Annotated in this window: 18 protein-coding genes; 7 read left to right on the forward strand and 11 right to left on the reverse strand. The window is 75.4% G+C overall.

The genetic code is table 11. The annotated features are described in order from the left end of the window. Nucleotides 1–52: 52 nt before the first annotated feature. Nucleotides 53–1,024, reverse strand: a complete 972-nt coding sequence (locus ACFHW0_RS10770) for a DMT family transporter (protein WP_416607126.1) — start codon at nucleotides 1,022–1,024, stop codon at nucleotides 53–55. 97 nt (nucleotides 1,025–1,121) lie between these two features. On the opposite strand from ACFHW0_RS10770, the gene ACFHW0_RS10775 reads away from it, so the two are divergent. Then, nucleotides 1,122–1,853: an HAD family hydrolase gene (locus ACFHW0_RS10775; RefSeq protein ID WP_416607127.1), complete on the forward strand. Its 732-nt coding sequence runs from the start codon at nucleotides 1,122–1,124 to the stop codon at nucleotides 1,851–1,853. Nucleotides 1,854–1,876: 23 nt separating this feature from the next. On the opposite strand, the gene ACFHW0_RS10780 is transcribed toward ACFHW0_RS10775, so the two are convergent. Both ACFHW0_RS10780 and ACFHW0_RS10785 read right to left on the reverse strand, forming a co-directional pair. Beyond that, nucleotides 1,877–2,404: a hypothetical protein gene (locus ACFHW0_RS10780; protein ID WP_416607128.1), complete on the reverse strand. Its 528-nt coding sequence runs from the start codon at nucleotides 2,402–2,404 to the stop codon at nucleotides 1,877–1,879. A gap of 55 nt (nucleotides 2,405–2,459) precedes the next feature. Then, nucleotides 2,460–3,329, reverse strand: a complete 870-nt coding sequence (locus ACFHW0_RS10785) for a PhzF family phenazine biosynthesis protein (RefSeq protein ID WP_416607129.1) — start codon at nucleotides 3,327–3,329, stop codon at nucleotides 2,460–2,462. 33 nt (nucleotides 3,330–3,362) lie between these two features. Between ACFHW0_RS10785 and ACFHW0_RS10790 the strand changes: the two genes are divergently transcribed. The 3 genes from ACFHW0_RS10790 (at nucleotide 3,363) to ACFHW0_RS10800 (ending at nucleotide 6,567) form a co-directional block, all read left to right on the forward strand. After that, nucleotides 3,363–4,649: a magnesium transporter MgtE N-terminal domain-containing protein gene (locus ACFHW0_RS10790; RefSeq protein WP_416607130.1), complete on the forward strand. Its 1,287-nt coding sequence runs from the start codon at nucleotides 3,363–3,365 to the stop codon at nucleotides 4,647–4,649. Continuing rightward, nucleotides 4,642–5,256, forward strand: coding sequence for a DUF1003 domain-containing protein (locus ACFHW0_RS10795; RefSeq protein ID WP_416607131.1), 615 nt, complete (start codon nucleotides 4,642–4,644; stop codon nucleotides 5,254–5,256). The genes ACFHW0_RS10790 and ACFHW0_RS10795 overlap by 8 nt, the downstream gene beginning before the upstream one ends. Nucleotides 5,257–5,418: 162 nt before the next feature. Continuing rightward, complete coding sequence (locus ACFHW0_RS10800) at nucleotides 5,419–6,567, forward strand: Mrp/NBP35 family ATP-binding protein (RefSeq protein WP_089002163.1); 1,149 nt, start codon at nucleotides 5,419–5,421, stop codon at nucleotides 6,565–6,567. Nucleotides 6,568–6,674: 107 nt separating this feature from the next. Here ACFHW0_RS10800 and ACFHW0_RS10805 read toward each other — a convergent pair whose 3' ends face one another. Both ACFHW0_RS10805 and ACFHW0_RS10810 read right to left on the reverse strand, forming a co-directional pair. Further along, on the reverse strand, nucleotides 6,675–7,100 hold the full coding sequence (locus ACFHW0_RS10805; protein ID WP_416607132.1) for a preprotein translocase subunit TatB: 426 nt from the start codon (nucleotides 7,098–7,100) through the stop codon (nucleotides 6,675–6,677). 74 nt (nucleotides 7,101–7,174) lie between these two features. Beyond that, nucleotides 7,175–8,518 (reverse strand): S1C family serine protease, encoded by a 1,344-nt coding sequence (locus ACFHW0_RS10810; RefSeq protein ID WP_416607133.1) that lies wholly within the window; start codon nucleotides 8,516–8,518, stop codon nucleotides 7,175–7,177. A 279-nt stretch (nucleotides 8,519–8,797) separates the two neighbouring features. Between ACFHW0_RS10810 and ACFHW0_RS10815 the strand changes: the two genes are divergently transcribed. Further along, nucleotides 8,798–9,385, forward strand: coding sequence for an O-methyltransferase (locus tag ACFHW0_RS10815; protein WP_089003702.1), 588 nt, complete (start codon nucleotides 8,798–8,800; stop codon nucleotides 9,383–9,385). Between the two features lie 46 nt (nucleotides 9,386–9,431). Here the strand turns inward: ACFHW0_RS10815 and ACFHW0_RS10820 are convergent, their stop codons facing one another. Both ACFHW0_RS10820 and ACFHW0_RS10825 read right to left on the reverse strand, forming a co-directional pair. Then, nucleotides 9,432–10,898: a leucyl aminopeptidase family protein gene (locus tag ACFHW0_RS10820; protein ID WP_416607134.1), complete on the reverse strand. Its 1,467-nt coding sequence runs from the start codon at nucleotides 10,896–10,898 to the stop codon at nucleotides 9,432–9,434. 128 nt (nucleotides 10,899–11,026) lie between these two features. Next, nucleotides 11,027–11,194: a DUF3117 domain-containing protein gene (locus ACFHW0_RS10825; protein ID WP_007455245.1), complete on the reverse strand. Its 168-nt coding sequence runs from the start codon at nucleotides 11,192–11,194 to the stop codon at nucleotides 11,027–11,029. A 190-nt stretch (nucleotides 11,195–11,384) separates the two neighbouring features. Here ACFHW0_RS10825 and ACFHW0_RS10830 point away from each other — a divergent pair, with 190 nt between their 5' ends. Beyond that, complete coding sequence (locus tag ACFHW0_RS10830) at nucleotides 11,385–12,203, forward strand: PaaX family transcriptional regulator C-terminal domain-containing protein (RefSeq protein WP_089002167.1); 819 nt, start codon at nucleotides 11,385–11,387, stop codon at nucleotides 12,201–12,203. Nucleotides 12,204–12,205: 2 nt separating this feature from the next. Then, on the forward strand, nucleotides 12,206–12,997 hold the full coding sequence (locus tag ACFHW0_RS10835) for an enoyl-CoA hydratase/isomerase family protein (protein WP_416607135.1): 792 nt from the start codon (nucleotides 12,206–12,208) through the stop codon (nucleotides 12,995–12,997). Nucleotides 12,998–13,016: 19 nt separating this feature from the next. On the opposite strand, the gene ACFHW0_RS10840 is transcribed toward ACFHW0_RS10835, so the two are convergent. From ACFHW0_RS10840 to ACFHW0_RS10855, 4 genes are all read right to left on the reverse strand, one after another. Further along, nucleotides 13,017–13,640, reverse strand: a complete 624-nt coding sequence (locus tag ACFHW0_RS10840; RefSeq protein ID WP_416607136.1) for a hypothetical protein — start codon at nucleotides 13,638–13,640, stop codon at nucleotides 13,017–13,019. Between the two features lie 13 nt (nucleotides 13,641–13,653). Beyond that, entirely contained in the window at nucleotides 13,654–14,235 is a 582-nt protein-coding gene (locus ACFHW0_RS10845) for a DNA-3-methyladenine glycosylase I (protein WP_416607137.1), read from the reverse strand. A 194-nt stretch (nucleotides 14,236–14,429) separates the two neighbouring features. After that, nucleotides 14,430–14,927, reverse strand: coding sequence for an SRPBCC family protein (locus tag ACFHW0_RS10850; protein ID WP_132231660.1), 498 nt, complete (start codon nucleotides 14,925–14,927; stop codon nucleotides 14,430–14,432). Further along, on the reverse strand, nucleotides 14,924–15,694 hold the full coding sequence (locus tag ACFHW0_RS10855) for a DivIVA domain-containing protein (RefSeq protein WP_416607138.1): 771 nt from the start codon (nucleotides 15,692–15,694) through the stop codon (nucleotides 14,924–14,926). Before ACFHW0_RS10855 ends, ACFHW0_RS10850 begins: the two co-directional genes overlap by 4 nt. Between the last annotated feature and the right edge of the window lie 18 nt (nucleotides 15,695–15,712).

The following is a 15,712-nucleotide window of genomic DNA, read 5'->3' on the forward strand; positions in this document are numbered from 1 at the left end:
CCCGGTCGGAAACGCCGGTGCGCACGCGACGCCACCACCCGCGACCGGCGGGTCAGCCGGACGGCGGGCCGGCGTCGGCGGGGACGGCGGTGGCGAGCCCTCGGACGCGGCGGGCCGCGCGGGCGCCGCCGAGCACCACCACCGCGACGCCGGACAGCAGCAGTGCCAGCCCGACCAGGGCGGTCACCCCGGGCAGCTGCCCCAGCCAGGCCCAGCCGATCAGTGCCGCGCCCGGGGCCTCCAACAGGGCCAGCACGCTGACCGTGGTCGCCGAGACCTTCTTCAGCGCGAAGTTGAACATCGAGTGCCCGAGCAGTTGGGCGCCGGCCACCAGGGCCAGCACGACGAGCCAGGTGTCGGCGTCGAGGCCGGTCAGCGGCACCCGGCCGACCAGGCAGACCACGAGCAGGACCAGGGCGCAGACCCCGTAGCAGATGGTGGTGTAGGTGGTCGTGCTGATCGTCGTGCGGGCCCGCTCGCCGAGCGCGGTGTAGACCGCCGCGAACAGGCCGCCGGCCACCGCGAGCAGGTCGCCGGCGACGGCCCGGCCGGAGACGGCGAAGTCCGCCCCGGTCGCCACGCCCGCCCCCGCGACCGCCACCCCGATGCCGACCCAGACGACGCCCGGCAGCCGGCGGCCCTGGGCGCGGGCGATCAGCCCCTGCCAGACCGGCTGGGTGGCGCACAGGGCGGTCGCCGCGGCGACCGAGGTGAGCTTGGTGCTGGGCATCCAGGTGGCGAAGTGCGCGGCGAGCGCGACCCCCGACAGCACGCAGTAGAGGCCCTCGCGCCGCCCGGCGCCGACCGTCAGCGACCGGAACTCGGTGCGTCGCCGGGCCACCGAGAAGGGGCCGAGCACGGCGACCGAGAGCAGGTTGCGCCAGAACGCGACGGCCAGCGCCGGCGCCGCCGCGAAGGCCACCAGCGGCGCGGACGACGAGACGGCGACGACGGCCAGGACGACCGCCCCGGTGGTCACCGGGTCGAACGGCGGGCGGTGCGCTGCGGGGGACACGAGGAGCAATCCTCACACGTCAGGAGTCGCCACGGAACGTCAGCACTCCGTTACGATCATGCCTGTCCGCGCCGGCGATTCCCCTACCGCCCGGAGGCGCTCCCCCATGCCCACGTACCAGGCGGTCCTGTTCGACTTCTTCGGCACGCTGACCCGTTCCGTCCAGCGGGGCGCGGCCCACCGGTCGACCGCCGAGCTGCTCGGCTGCCCGCCGCACACGCTCGTCGACGTGCTCGACCGCACCTACTACGAGCGGGCCTGCGGGCGACACGGCAACGCCGAGGCGACCCTGCGCTGGGTCTGCGAGCAGGCCGGCGTGCATCCGTCCGACGACGCGGTCCGCTCGGCGGTCGCCTCCCGCCACCGGGCCGTACGCGCCGACACCCGGCTGCGGGACGAGGCGGTGCCGACGCTGGCCGCGCTGCGCCGGCTCGGCCTGCGTACCGGGGTGATCAGCGACTGCACGCACGAGCTGCCGGCGTTCCTGCCGCAACTGCCGATCGCCCCGCTGCTCGACGTGCGGGTCTTCTCCGTGCTGGTGGGACGCTGCAAGCCGGACCCGGCGCTCTACCAGGCGGCGTGCCGGCGGCTCGACCTGGCGCCGGCGGACTGCCTCTACGTCGGCGACGGCGGCAGCCAGGAGCTGACCGGGGCGGAGCGGGCCGGGATGACCGCCGTGCGGCTGGCCGCACCGGATCTGGCCGGTCACATGGTGTTCAACGCCGACGCCGCCTGGAGCGGGCCGGTGCTGCGCTCGCTCGACGAGGTGGTCGGCCTCGTCGGGCGGGTGCCGGGGCCGGCGGACGTGCCCGTGCCGGCCGGTTGCCTCTCCGCGTGAGCCCGGGGCCCGGGCCGGGTGTCTCAGCGGCGGCGGACCCGGTGCAGGCGGAACGGCTTGCGGACCGCCCGGACCGCCGGCGTCTCGCGGGGCACCTCGGCCTGCGAGTCCGCGGGCAGCCCGGCGCCGGCGACCGGCTCGCCGGCCGGCTCCAGCCGGTTCACCGCGCAGCCGTCGGCCGCCCAGCGCTCCACCAGCTCGGCCGTGGGCCCGGGCGCGTTGAGCCGCTTCGCGGCCACCAGCGGCGCGGTGGTCTCCCAGTGCTCGGTGCCGGGCGTCAGGCGGCTCACCCGGGCCGGCCAGGTGACGATCCGCCCGCCGTGGTCACCGCGCAGGGTGACCTGCGCCTCGGTCGAGTCGGCCAGGCCCGGGGCGGACTGCTCCCCGGGGCCGCTGACCACGAAGAGCGCCCCCTCCAGGGGCAGGCACCACAGCGCGAGCGCCGGTCCGCCGGGCACGCTCACCCAGGCCACGGCGGCCTTCTTCATCGCCTCGTCGACCAGCGGCGTGCTGGTCCGCTCCGCGTCGGTCACCCTCGCATCCTCCCGCATCCACCCCCGTCCCGTCAGCGCCGCCCGCCCGGGCGGGCGGCGCGGATCGCCGGGGTCAGCCGACGAACGGGGGAACGGTGATCTCGCCCCGGGCGACCGGCACGACGTGGCCGGCCACGGTGGCGCCCACCGCCTGACCGTCCGCGGCGGTCACCGTGCACGCCAGCACGGACGGGCGGTTGATCTCGATGCCCTGGTGGACGGTGTACTCCGCGCGCCCGTCGGCGGGCAGCAGGCCGCTGGCGACCAGCCACACCCCCAGGCCCAGGGCGGCCGAACCGGTGGCCGGGTCCTCCGGCACGCCGAGCCCGGGAACGAAGACCCGGGCGTGCGCGGTTTGGGCGGCGGCGTCCCAGGAGAAGACGCTGACGTGCTCCACTCCGTACCGCTGCGCCGCCGCCGCGTTGACCCGGGCGCGCGCCACCGCGTCCGGGCGGACCGGGAGGTACGGGAACTCCAGCCCGCAGCCGGCCACCCGGGGAGCCGGGCCGACGTGGTCGCCCGCGGCGAGCCCGGCCATCTCCAGCAGCGGCTCCGGGTCCAGCTCGGGGCCGAGGGTGGGTACGCCGCCCGTCAGCGTCGCGCCGGTGGCGGTCACCTCGACGGGCAGCACGCCCGCCCCACACTCCTGGGTGACCTGCCCCACACCGAACATGCCACGGCGGCTGGCGGTCACCGCCGCGCCGACGCTGGGGTGACCGGCGAAGGGCAGCTCCTCGGCCGGGGTGAAGATGCGGGCCCGGTAGGTGGCGCCGACCTGGGTGGGCGGGAGCACGAACACCGTCTCGGAGAGGTTGAACTCCAGCGCGAGCGCCTGCATCTGCTCGGTGGCCAGCCCTTCGGCGCCGAACACCACCGCCAGCGGGTTGCCGGCGAACGGGCGGTCGGTGAAGACGTCCACGATCTCGTAGGCCAAGGTCGACATGTTGATAAACACTAGGCGCTTAGGCTGGTGCCCGTGAGCACGCCGACCCGGGTCTACCTCGCCCGGCTCGCCGGAGTCGCCGTCTTCGATCCCAACGGCGACCAGGTGGGCCGGGTCCGCGACGCGGTGGGCAGGCTGCGGCCGACGCAACGCCCGCCCGAGGTGGTCGGTCTGGTCGCCGAGATGCCGATGCGGCGGCGCATCTTCCTCTCCCTGAACCGGATCACCTCGATCGACGCCGACGCGGTCGTGCTCGGCAGCGGCACGCTCAACCTGCGGCGCTTCGAGAAGCGCCCCAACGAGCTGCTCGTGCTCCAGGAGCTGCTCGACCGCCGGGTGCAGGTCGAGCCCGGCGGGCAGTCGGGCTCCGTGGTCGACGTGGCGATGGAGTGCAGCCGGGGCGGCGAGTGGTCGCTGGCCCGGGTCGCCGTACGCGAGCAGACCGGCCGGTTGACCCGCCGGGGGCACCTGCACCAGGTCGAGTGGGAACGGGTACGCGGGCTCAGCGGCATCGCCGACAGCCGGGGCACGGCCAACCTGCTCTCGGTGCTGGAGGACATGCGCCCCGCCGACCTCGCCAACGCCCTCCAGGACCTCCCCGACACCCGGCGCAACGAGGTCGCCGCCGCGCTGGACGACGAGCGCCTGGCGGACGTGCTGAGCGAGCTGCCGGAGCGCGACCAGGTGGAGATCCTGGCCGCGCTGGACCGCGAGCGGGCCGCCGACGTGCTGGAGGAGATGGACCCGGACGACGCCGCCGACCTGCTCAGCGAGCTGCCGCCGCCCGAGCAGGACGTGCTGCTCGACCTGATGCAGCCGGGCGAGGCCGATCCGGTGCGTCAGCTGCTCAAGTACACGCCGGGAACGGCGGGCAGCGTGATGACCTCCGAGCCGGTCATCCTGCCGCCGGACGCCACCGTCGCCGAGGCCCTGGCCCGGATCCGGGAACCGCAGCTCTCCCCCGCGATCGCCGCGCAGGTCTTCGTGTCCCGGGCGCCGATGACCACGCCGACCGGCCGTTACCTCGGCATGGTGCACTTCCAGCGGCTGCTCCGCGAGCCGCCGGCCGACCTGCTCGGCGGCATCGTGGTCAACGACATCGACCCGCTGCGGCCGACCACCCCGCTGCCCGAGATCACCCGCCGGATGGCCACGTACGACCTGGTCGCCATGCCCGTCATCGACCGCAACAACCGGCTGGTCGGCGCGGTCACGGTCGACGACGTCCTGGACCACCTCCTGCCCCGGGACTGGCGGGACCGGGACGCCGCCGAGCGCCCGTCCACCGCCGAGCCGACGCTGGACGGCGCGGATGGCTGAGCAGCGACGGGCGCAGCGGCTCGACCAGCCGCGCGAGCCCCGGGGCGTCAAGCTGCCCCGGTTCGACCCGGAGGCCTTCGGCCGGTGGTCCGAGGGGATCGCCCGGGGGATGGGCACCGCGAACTTCATCGTCTACATGACGATCGTGATCGCGCTGTGGTTCGGCTGGAACACCCTCGCCCCGGCGCACCTGCGCTTCGACCCGTACACCTTCACGTTCCTGACCCTGGTGCTGTCCCTCCAGGCCAGCTACGCGGCCCCGCTGATCCTGCTGGCGCAGAACCGGCAGGCCGACCGGGACCGGGTCTCCCTGGAGGAGGACCGCCGCCGGGCGACCATGCAGAAGGCCGACACGGAGTATCTGGCCCGGGAGATCGCCGCGCTGCGCAACGCGATGGGCGAGGTTGCGACCCGGGACTTCCTCCGTTCGGAGCTGGCCAGGCTGGCCGAGGAGCTGGACGAGGCGGGCCGGCGCCGGCAGCGGCTGGAGCGCCGGCAGCAGGACAGGATCCCGCAGCACGGCGACGGGCTGGAGGAGCCCCGCGACGACCTGGACGGCGACCAGGCCCACGGCGGCCGCCCGGAGGGCCGGGAGGCCGGGCCCTGAGCGGCCTGAAGACCGCCCACCCCGGGGCACCGGCCGAGCGGGGCCGGCGCGGTCGTCCCGCTTCGTCCGGTATGCCGCCCAGCCCAGCCGTCGCCATCGATTCGCTCACACCGCCCCCCGCTGACGGCGGTGGGGCACGGCCGCCGACGTAGCATTGCGGGCATGTCAGCACCCGTCAGCACCGTCTCCGACGCGATCCAGGCCGCGCTGGCCACCGTCAACGACCCGGAGATCCGCCGGCCCATCACCGAGCTGGGCATGGTCCGCTCCGCCGAGGTCGGCGACGACGGCGTCGTACGGGTCGAACTGCTGCTCACCGTCGCCGGCTGCCCGCTGAAGGACAAGCTGCGCTCGGATATCACGGCCGCCGTCGGCGCGGTGCCCGGGGTGACCGGCGTGACGATCGAGTTCGGCGTGATGAGCCCCGAGCAGCGCCAGGAACTCCAGGCGAAGCTGCGCGGCGGCGGCGCCTCCCAGGAGCCGGTCATCCCGTTCGCCCAGCCGGGCTCGCGCACCCGCGTGTACGCGGTCGCCAGCGGCAAGGGCGGCGTCGGCAAGTCCAGCGTGACGGTCAACCTGGCCGCCGCGCTGGCCGCCCGCGGGCTCTCCGTCGGCGTGGTCGACGCCGACATCTACGGCCACTCGGTGCCCCGGATGCTCGGCGCGGACGGGCGCCCGACCCGCGTCGAAGACATGATCATGCCGCCGCAGTCGCACGGCGTGAAGGTCATCTCGATCGGCATGTTCACCGCCGGCAACGCCGCCGTGGTGTGGCGCGGCCCGATGCTGCACCGGGCGTTGCAGCAGTTCCTCGCCGACGTCTACTGGGGCGAGTTGGACGTGCTCCTGCTCGACCTGCCCCCGGGCACCGGCGACGTGGCCATCTCCCTGGCCCAGCTGCTGCCCAACTCCGAGATCCTGATCGTCACGACCCCGCAGGCCGCCGCCGCCGAGGTGGCGGAGCGGGCCGGTGCCATCGCGTTGCAGACCCACCAGCGCGTGGTCGGCGTCATCGAGAACATGTCCTGGCTGGAGCTGCCGGACGGCTCCCGGATGGAGGTCTTCGGCGCGGGCGGCGGCCAGGCGGTGGCCGAGTCGCTGACGAAGACCATCGGCGCGCAGGTGCCGCTGCTCGGGCAGGTCCCGCTCGACACCCGCGTGCGCGAGGCCGGCGACGTGGGCACCCCGATCGTGCTGGCCGAGCCGGAGTCGCCGGCCGCGAAGGCGCTGGGCCAGGTCGCCGACCGGCTCGCCGTGCGCCGGGAGTCGCTGCTCGGCAAGCCGCTGGGCCTCAAGCCCGCCGGCCGCTGACCGTACGCCGGCCACGGCCGGCGCTGTCGCCACCCGCACGGGGGCGGCGTTCCCCCGGGAGCGCCGCCCCCGTCGCCGTCGGTGCGGCGGCGGCGCGGCGGGCGGGGTCAGGTCGCGTCGTCGTAGCTGACCCGGGGAGCGGGGGCCGGGGCGCTGCCGGTGGTGGCGGCGGCCGGCCGGCTGCCGTTCGCGCGCACGTCGGCGGCGGAGGCCACGTCCTTCAGCTCGTTGTGCACGCCGGTGACGTCCGCCCGCAGGTTGTCGTAGACGCCCTGGAGGGGCTTCCGGATCGCCTGCTCGTCCTCCTCGCTGAGCAGGTGCTTGCGGATGAACGCCTTCGGGTGCAGATCCTCCAGCTGGATGTCGGTGCCCAGCTCGCGACTGAGGTCGGTGGTGGCGTTGCTGGCCATCGTGCGCAGGTTGCGCACCATGCGCAGGCCGTCGCTGATCACGGCGGGCAGCCGGTCACCGAAGATCAGCAGCGCCAGGAGCAGCAGCGCACCGATCTCCCACCAGTTCAGGTTCTCGAACACTGCGCGGGCCTCCTTCGGCGTCAGCAGCAAGACTACGCACGTGGGGCACCAACCGGGGAGGGGGTGACCGGCCCCTACTTGGCGTCGGCGGCCAGGGTCACGGAGGCGTTCTGCCGGTTGGCGCCCCGGCGGTACTCCACGGTCACCACCGCGCCGGGCGCGAACTTGCGGACCAGGGCGATCAGGTCGGTCGGTTCGGTCATCGGCCGACCGGCGAGCTTCAGGATCACGTCACCGGCCCTCAGCCCCGCGCCGGCCGCCGGGCCCGACGGCTCCACGGCCGCCAGGCGTACGCCGGCTCCTCCGGTGCCCGCGCCGGACCCGCCGACCTGGGCGCCGATCACCGTGCGCCGGGCCTTGCCGGTGCCGATGATGTCCTGCGTGATCCGCTTGGCCTGGTTGATCGGGATGGCGAAGGCGAGACCGATGTTGCCCGCCTCCTGCCCCTCGGAGACCAGCGACTTGATTGTCGAGTTGACCCCGATGACCCGGCCCGCGCCGTCGACCAGCGGGCCGCCCGAGTTGCCGTGGTTGACCGCCGCGTCGGTCTGGATCGCCGCGTAGTAGCGCGTCGGGCCGCCGGGCTCGCCGGCCCGCATGGTCCGGTCCAGGGCGCTGACGATGCCGGCCGTGACCGTGTTGGCCAGCGAGAGCGGCGAGCCCATGGCCAGCACCGGGTCGCCCACGGCCAGCGCGTCGGAGTCGCCGAACTCGACCGGCCGCAGGCCCGTCCGGGAGACCTTGATCACCGCGATGTCGGACTCCGGGTCCTGCCCGACGACGGTCGCCGGGGCCGAACTGCCGTCGTTGAAGATCACCGACGCCTTGCCGGTCGCCCCCGCCACCACGTGGTCGTTGGTGATCACGTGCCCGTCGGCGCTGGCGATGAAGCCGGAGCCCTCGCTCGTGCCGCCGAGGCCCGCCACCCGTACGGTCACCACGCTGGGCAGCACCCGCTCGGCGACCCCGGCCAGCGACTCGGGCCTGCGCTGCGCCAGGCCGGGCGCCTGCGGGTCCGCGCCGAGCACCGTGCCCGCCACACCGCCCCCGCGCACCGCGAAGGCGTACCCCAGCGCGCCGCCCAGGCTGCCCGCGAGCAGCGCGGTGATCAACGGGATGAGCAGCAGCTGCCGCAGCGTCGGCCGGCCCGGGGCGTCCGGGTCACTGACCGGCTCCGGCTCGGTGCCGGGGCTCGGCGCGGCCGGCAGCACCACGGCGGCCGGCGCGGCCGGGTCGCGCCACGGGTCGGCCAGCGCGTCGGACCACCAGGGCGAAGTCGTGCCGCCCCCGGCGCCCTGAGGCGTCGGCGGCGACCCCACCGGCGGATGCCCGGGCACCGGCGGTCGCGCCGGCGCCGGAGTTCCCCCGGGCTGGCGCCAGTCCCAGCCGTCGGTCACGTCGGTGCCCTCCCAGTCCATCCCCGGATCCCGCGCTCCACGGACCCGGCGACAGCGTCGCCCGGTCGCGCTCGCCGGAACACCGCTTCCAGGATTACACGGATGCCGCGGATGGAGTCACCGGTTGCCGACCGTGATCGTCGGGTGGCGGACGCGCGGCTGCGCCCGTTCGGCGTCGCCTCTAGGCTCACAGTGCCCACCCGCCCCCGCACCACGCATGCCGCCCGGAGGTGTCCCATCGCCACGGTCGCCGGTTCCGGCAATTCGACGGCCCAGACCCTGCACTTCGCCGAGTCGTACGTGACCGAGGATCTCGTCCTGCGCACCGCCCGCAGCCTGGCCCACGAGGTCGGCCTCGAGGCGGTCACCCCCGGCGCCGGCGCGGCGCTGCGGCTGCTCGCCGCCGCCGGCAGCGCCCGGGCGGTGGTGGAGATCGGCACCGGCACGGGGGTCAGCGGGGTCTGGCTGCTGCGCGGGATGCGCGCCGACGGCGTGCTCACCACCATCGACGTCGAGGTCGAGCACCAGCGGATCGCCCGCCGGATCTTCACCGAGGCGGGCTTCGCCGCCGGCCGCACCCGGATCATCACCGGCCGGGCGCTGGACGTGCTCCCCCGGCTCGCCGACGGCGCGTACGACCTGGTCTTCGTCGACGCGGAGGCGACCGGGTTCGCCGCCTGCGTGGACGCCGCGCTGCGGCTGCTGCGCCCCGGCGGCGTGGTCGCGCTCAACGGCACGCTGGCCGGCGGCCGGATCGGCGACCCCGCCGCCCGCGACGTCGAGACGGTGACCGTCCGCGAGGCGATCAAGGCGATCCGGGAGTCGGAGCACTGGATCCCGGCGCTGCTGCCGGTCGGCCACGGGCTGCTCGCCGCCGTCAAGTGCTGACCCGCCGCTGACCGGGGGCCCGCCGGGGGCGGGCGCCGCCGGCCGGTCAACCCAGCGAGCCCAGCCAGCGCAGCAGCGAGCGTACGCCCCAGCCGGTCGCGCCCCGGGTCAGCTCGGCGTCGTCGCCGTCGGCCCACGACGGCGCGGACATGTCCACGTGCAGCCACCGGTCGCGCAGCCCGCCGGTGAACTCCCGCAGGTAGAGCGCGGCCATCACGGACCCGGCGCCCCGGTCGGGCGAGCTGTGCAGGTCGGCCAGTTCGCTGCCGAGGTGCTCGGCGTAGTCGTCGGGCAGCGGCATCCGCCAGGCGGCCTCGCCGGCGGCGGCGATCGCGGCCAGCACGTCCGCGGCGAGCCCGTCGTTGTCGCTGTAGAGGGCGCCGTGGCGCTTGCCCAGCGCGACCGCGTTCGCCCCGGTGAGCGTGGCGAGGTCGACCAGCAGGTCGGGCCGCAGCTCGGCGACGGCGTACGCGAGCGCGTCGGCCAGGACGAGGCGCCCCTCGGCGTCGGAGTTGGTGGTCTCGCTGGTCGTGCCGCCGTAGTGGCGGATGATGTCGCCGGGGCGGAACGCCGAGCCGCTGAGCATGTTCTCGGCCAGCGGCGCGAGCGTGGTGACCCGGACCGGCAGGCGCAGGGCCGCCGCGCCGAGGGTCGCCGCGACCACCGCCGCCGCCCCGGCCATGTCCTTGCGCATCAGCTTCATCGACGCCACCGGCTTGATCGAGATGCCGCCGGTGTCGAACGTGATCCCCTTGCCGACCAGCACCACGTGGGTACGCGCGTCGGCCGGCCGCCAGTCCAGCTCGACCAGGCGCGGGCCGCTGGCCGAGCCGCCCCCGACGGCGAGGATCCCGCCGAAGCCCTCGGCAGCCAGCTCCTGCGGGCCGCGTATCCGCAGGTGCAGGTCCGGCACGTCGGCGGCGAGGGCGGCGACCTGGTCGGCGAACCACTCGGGGTTCTTCACCGACGAGGGGGTGTTGGTGAGGTCGCGGGCGAAGCGGGTCATCCGGGCCGTCGTCCGGGCCACCTCCAGGGCCGCGGTGTGCGCGTCCGGGTCGGCCACCACGACGTCGACCTCCGCCAGGGCGGGAGCGGTGCCGGCGTCGGTCATCCGGAACCGGTACGAGGCCAGCAGCAGCCCCTCGGCCAGTCCGCGTACGGCCGCCGGAGTGGCACCGGTCGGCATCGCCAACGTGACGCGTGTCTCATCCTTCGCCGCACGGGCCAGGGCCGCGCCGGCCGCCCGCCAGGCCGCCTCGTCGCCCTCGCCGACGCCGAGCAGCAGCAGCCGGCCGGGGTCGCGCCCGGGCCGCAACTGCGCCTGGACCTCGCCGGGACGCCCGGTCAGTCGTGCCGCCGGCACCAGGGCGGCGGCCTCCTCGGCCACGCCGTCGGGCAGCCTCGCCCCGGTCGGGGCCGGTCGGGCCTGGTCGTCGTCGGCCGGACCGGGCCGGACGGGCAGAACGAGGGTGTCGAGCCGGTCCGGCTCGGCGAGCAGACGGATGGCGAGCACGCGGAGCCGTACCTCCAGAAAGCTCGCGGAGCGTGGCTCCGCGGGGAATGAAGACCCTGAGCCACCGGCGGGGCCGGTGGCTCAGGGGTTGACGAAAGGCCCACGCGGGCGCGCGGGCCGTTCCTCGGTCAGCCGGCGGCTGCCTTCAGTGCGTCACCGAGCGCGTTGGCCTCGTCGGGAGTCATCTCGACGACGAGCCGGCCACCGCCCTCCAGCGGGACGCGCATGACGATGCCCCGGCCCTCCTTGGTGACTTCCAGCGGACCGTCGCCCGTCCGCGGCTTCATCGCCGCCATGTTGTCTCCCCTCAGACCTACACCAGGGTCGGTGGGTTGCCCCACAGCCACTTCGTCTTGACCACCCGCAACCTACGCGGGGGTGTCGACCAACGATTTTCCCTGATGAACACCGCCGGACCCAAACCGAAGCAGCATTGATGTAACAGCATCTAGCTTATCCTGAGAAGGCCTGTCACAATGTGCGGTCATGCAGGCACGGTCGGCACTCTTCGACCTGTACGGCGACCACCTCCGGGCGAGGGGCGGCCGGGCACCCGTTGCCGCCCTGGTCAGGCTGCTGGCGCCGCTCGGGATCGCCCCGCCCGCCGTGCGTACGGCGGTCTCCCGGATGGTCCGCCAGGGGTGGCTCGACCCGTGCCGGCTGACCTCCGGGCCGGGATATTCGATCACCCCGAAAGCCGCCCGCCGGCTGGACGAGGCGGCGGCGCGGATCTACCGGACCGGCCGGATCACCTGGGACGGACGGTTCGACCTCCTGGTGCTGGAGGCCCCCCTGTCGCGGCGGGACCGGCAGCGGCTCGCGGCCAACCTGACCTTCCTCGGCTACGGCGCCCTGGACGAGTGCACCTGGGTGGCGACCCGGCCCGGTGAGGACGTGGACGTGCTGCTCGACGAGGCGGGCGTGCGCTACGAGCGGTTCACCGCCGCGCACACCGCCGGCACCCCCGGCGCGATGGGCGTGGTCCGCCGGGCCTGGGACCTGGCGGAGATCGGCCAGGCGTACGAGCAGTTCGTCGCCGAGCAGCGGCCACTGCTGGCCGGGGTCACCGTGCGCAGCCTCGACGAGGAGGCGTACGCCGCGCGGTTCCGGCTCGTGCACGCGTGGCGTACCTTCCTGTTCCGGGACCCGCAGTTGCCCCCGGCGCTGCTCCCCGAGCGTTGGCCCGGCACCGCCGCGGCCAGTTTCTTCGACCGGCACGCGGCGCGACTGCGGCCGGCCGCCGACCGGTACGTCGAGCAGTGCCTCGACTCCGGCAACCGCATCGCCCGACAGAAGGGTCGTTAGAAGTGACCGAGCCGCTGCTCGTCGACCGCACCGACGCCGTCGTCACCCTGACGCTGAACCGCCCCACGGCGATGAACGCGCTCGACGTCGCACTCAAGGAGGCGCTGCGGGAGACGCTGGCCGAGCTGGAGACCGACCGGTCCTGTCGCGCGGTGGTGCTCGCGGGCGCGGGCCGGTCGTTCAGCGCCGGCCAGGACCTGCGTGAGCACGTGCAGACCCTGGAGTCCACCGACGGCAACCCGCTGGACACCGTCCGCGCGCACTACAACCCGATCGCCGCCCGGCTGGCCAACCTGCCCAAGCCGGTGGTCGCCGCCGTGCGGGGGATGGCCGCCGGGGCGGGCGCCTCGCTGGCCTTCCTCGCCGACATCCGCATCGGCGGGCCGTCGACCAGCTTCCTGATGGCGTTCGCCAACGTCGGGCTCGCCGCCGACACCGGCGCCTCCTGGACGCTGCCCCGGCTCGTCGGGCACGCCAAGGCCATCGAGCTGCTGATGCTGGCCGAGCCGGTACGCGCGGCGGACGCCTGCCAGCTCGGGCTGCTCAACCGCCTGGTGGAGGACGACGAGCAGGTGCTGCCGACGGCGCAGGAGCTGGCCGCCCGGCTGGCCGCCGGCCCGACCGTCGCGTACGGGGCGATCAAGCGGCAGCTCTCCATCGCCGACGCCGGCACGCTGGCCGACGCCCTGGCCGCCGAGGCGCAGGCGCAGACGATCTGCGGGGGCACCGCCGACCACCGCGCCGCCACCCTGGCCTTCGTCAACAAGCAGAAGCCGGTCTACGAGGGCCGCTGACGCGCGTCGCGGACGGGGGTCAGTCGTCCTCCTCCGGATCCTGGTTGGCCTCCGCGCCGAGCACGAACGCCTGCATGGCCAGCTCGTCGCCGGAGGGCGAGACGAAGGCGGGCAGCTCGCGGGGGCCCAACTCCTGCACGTAGGCCCAGAACAGGCGGACCGCCTCGGCGGGCGACGCGGCCTCGATCGGCAGGTCGAGGCTGACCAGCCAGGAACGCCGCTGCGGCGGCGGGCCGAGCCGGTCGGCCAGTTCCCGGAAGGCCGCCGGGTCCAGCGCGGTCACCGGCCCGTCGAGCGCCAGCGCGTCGGCCGGCACCGGCTCGTCGAAGGCCCGCCGGGTGTACGCCACCACCAGCGGCGCCTCGACCCGCTCGGACTGCGGGTCGTCCGGGTCCTCCGGCTCCTGGCGGCCGGCCCCGGTGACCCGGCCCAGCGCCACCAGCCGGGGCGGCGCGTCGACCAGCACGGCCACCCGGTCGCCGGAGCGGGGGCGGGCGGCGTCGGCCAGGCCGGTCAGCTCGAGCGTGTCGTGGTGGACGAGTCGCTCGGCCTCGTAGCGCCCGGTGGGCAGCAGCACCGCCCAGGCGCCCGTGCCGTCGGCGGGGCGCACCCCGTCCACCCGGTGCGCGGTGTCGGTCGTCATGGCCCCCATCCCATCACGCCGACCGCGCCGCCACGACGTGGCAGCCCGCAAGGTGGTCGTCGACCATCCCGGTGGCCTGCATCAGCGCGTAGGCGGTGGTCGGGCCGACGAAGCGGAAGCCCCGCTTCTTGAGCGCCTTGGCCATCGCGGTGGACTCGGCGGTCAGCGCCGGCACCTCCGCGAACGACGTCGGCCGGGCCGGCCGGGGCGGCGGGGCGAAGGACCAGAGCAGCGCGGAGAGCCCCTCCGGTAGCTCCAGCGCCGCCCGGGCGTTGGCGATCGCCGCCTCGATCTTGGCCCGGTTGCGGACGATGCCGGCGTCGCCGAGCAGCCGGGCGACGTCGGCGTCGCCGTAGCCGGCCACGGTCTGGATCCGGAACTCGTCGAAGGCCAGCCGGAACGCGGGACGTTTGCGGAGGATGGTCAGCCAGGACAGCCCCGACTGGAACGCCTCCAGCGTGAGCCGCTCGTAGAGCGCGTCGTCGCCGCGCAGGGGCCGGCCCCACTCGGTGTCGTGGTAGGCGGCGTAGTCGGGGGTGCTGTGCCCCCAGCCGCATCGCGGCAGCCCGTCGGCGCCGATCACCAGGTCAGTCACGCGTCCACGCTAGGGCACCGCCCCGACGCACTCGTGGCCTGCGGCCCCGCGCCGCGCCCGGACGGCCGGGCCCGGTCCGGCCGAGGTCGACGACATCGGGGCGTCCCGGTCACGCCGTCACCCCGATGTCAGCGACATCGAGTCGATCAGGCCGCGTCGCCCGACGGGGTACGCGCATCCCCCGCCGCCCCCGGTCAGGGGAGCCGGCCCTGCTCCACCAGCCGACCGAACTTCTTCAACGCCTGGCTCAGGCTGAACTTCGACCCGGGCCAGAGCACCGGCCAGGCCACCCGCCCCGCCGGCCCGCCGGGCAGGTGGAACCACTCGTGCCAGACCACCTGGGTGCGGTTCCGCTCCAGGGGCGTGCAGCGGAGCACGCCGGGGCCGCGCAGCAGCTTCCCGCAGTGCACGACGCCCACCTCGTAGGGCGCGTCCACCCGGACCACCCGCATCTCGTCGCGCAGCACGGCGGGGCCGAGCGCCGTGACCGCCTCGACCAGGCTCCCCTCGCCGCCGTCGCCCTCGACCACCCGGACGGTGGTGAAGGGGATCCAGTCCGACTGCCGCTCCCAGGCGGTCAGCGCCGCGAAGACCCGCTCCGCCGGCGCGTCGACGATCACCGTGGCGGTGACCTCGCCCGCGCCGGGCTGCGCCACGTCGCGCAGGTCGTCGCCGGGTTCCGGTCCGGTCACTTCGACTCCGACCCGACCACCGGGCCGGGACCGGTCGAGTCGCCCGCCGGCCGCGTCGTGCCGTCGCCCGCCCCGGCCCGCTCCACGGCGGCGTCGCCCCCGTCGGCCCGGTCCACGGCGGCGTCCTGCTCGCCGGCACGGTCCACGGCGTCGTCGTCCTCGCCGGTCCGGTCCGCGCCGGTCCGGTCCGTGGCACGGTCGGCGTCGGGCCGGTCAGCGGCACGGTCGGGGCCGGGGTGCGTGGCGGCTGCGGAGCCGGCCGGCGTCGCGTCCTTCGCCGCCGAGGCGACGGTCGGGCCCGCGAACGCGGGGATCGGCGCGACGACCACGTCGGTGTCCCCCGGTGCGTCCGCCCGGTCGGCCCCGACCGGCACCGTCCCCCGGGCCTGCGGCGACGGCTCGGCGGCGGCGGCCGCCTGCTCCCGCGCCCGGCGCAGGGCGTCGGCATCCGCCGTCCGCCCCTCGCGCAGCGCGGCGACCTCCGCCTCCAGCACGCCGATCAGCTCGGACTTGTAGCCGATGTCGTAGGCCGCCCGGCGCATCGCGTGGTCGACCTGGGCCATGCGGTAGCCCCGCAGCGCGGTGTCGAACCGGACCTCGCCCACGTCGGACTCGGCGAGCGGGCGGGCCGCCGGCAACGGCACGGCCCGTCCGTCCGGCTCGGCCGGCACCAGGCCGGGATCCCGGCCGGAGACCAGCACCGTCACCCCGAACACGACCGCCGCGACGGTCAACGCCACGACCAGCAGGAGCAGAACCTGATCCATGCACAGATCGTGGCATGT

Source organism: Micromonospora sp. LOL_025 (genome assembly GCF_048060285.1).
Classification (GTDB): domain Bacteria; phylum Actinomycetota; class Actinomycetes; order Mycobacteriales; family Micromonosporaceae; genus Micromonospora.

Bases quoted from the DNA above. Each gene is read 5' to 3' on its own strand.
- ACFHW0_RS10775 (WP_416607127.1), top strand. From the start codon at position 1,122: ATGCCCACGTACCAGGCGGTCCTGTTCGACTTCTTCGGCACGCTGACC.
- ACFHW0_RS10780 (WP_416607128.1), bottom strand. From the start codon at position 2,404: ATGCGGGAGGATGCGAGGGTGACCGACGCGGAGCGGACCAGCACGCCG.
- ACFHW0_RS10785 (WP_416607129.1), bottom strand. From the start codon at position 3,329: ATGTCGACCTTGGCCTACGAGATCGTGGACGTCTTCACCGACCGCCCG.
- ACFHW0_RS10795 (WP_416607131.1), top strand. From the start codon at position 4,642: ATGGCTGAGCAGCGACGGGCGCAGCGGCTCGACCAGCCGCGCGAGCCC.
- ACFHW0_RS10800 (WP_089002163.1), top strand. From the start codon at position 5,419: ATGTCAGCACCCGTCAGCACCGTCTCCGACGCGATCCAGGCCGCGCTG.
- ACFHW0_RS10810 (WP_416607133.1), bottom strand. From the start codon at position 8,518: ATGGACTGGGAGGGCACCGACGTGACCGACGGCTGGGACTGGCGCCAG.
- ACFHW0_RS10825 (WP_007455245.1), bottom strand. From the start codon at position 11,194: ATGGCGGCGATGAAGCCGCGGACGGGCGACGGTCCGCTGGAAGTCACC.
- ACFHW0_RS10830 (WP_089002167.1), top strand. From the start codon at position 11,385: ATGCAGGCACGGTCGGCACTCTTCGACCTGTACGGCGACCACCTCCGG.
- ACFHW0_RS10840 (WP_416607136.1), bottom strand. From the start codon at position 13,640: ATGACGACCGACACCGCGCACCGGGTGGACGGGGTGCGCCCCGCCGAC.
- ACFHW0_RS10855 (WP_416607138.1), bottom strand. From the start codon at position 15,694: ATGGATCAGGTTCTGCTCCTGCTGGTCGTGGCGTTGACCGTCGCGGCG.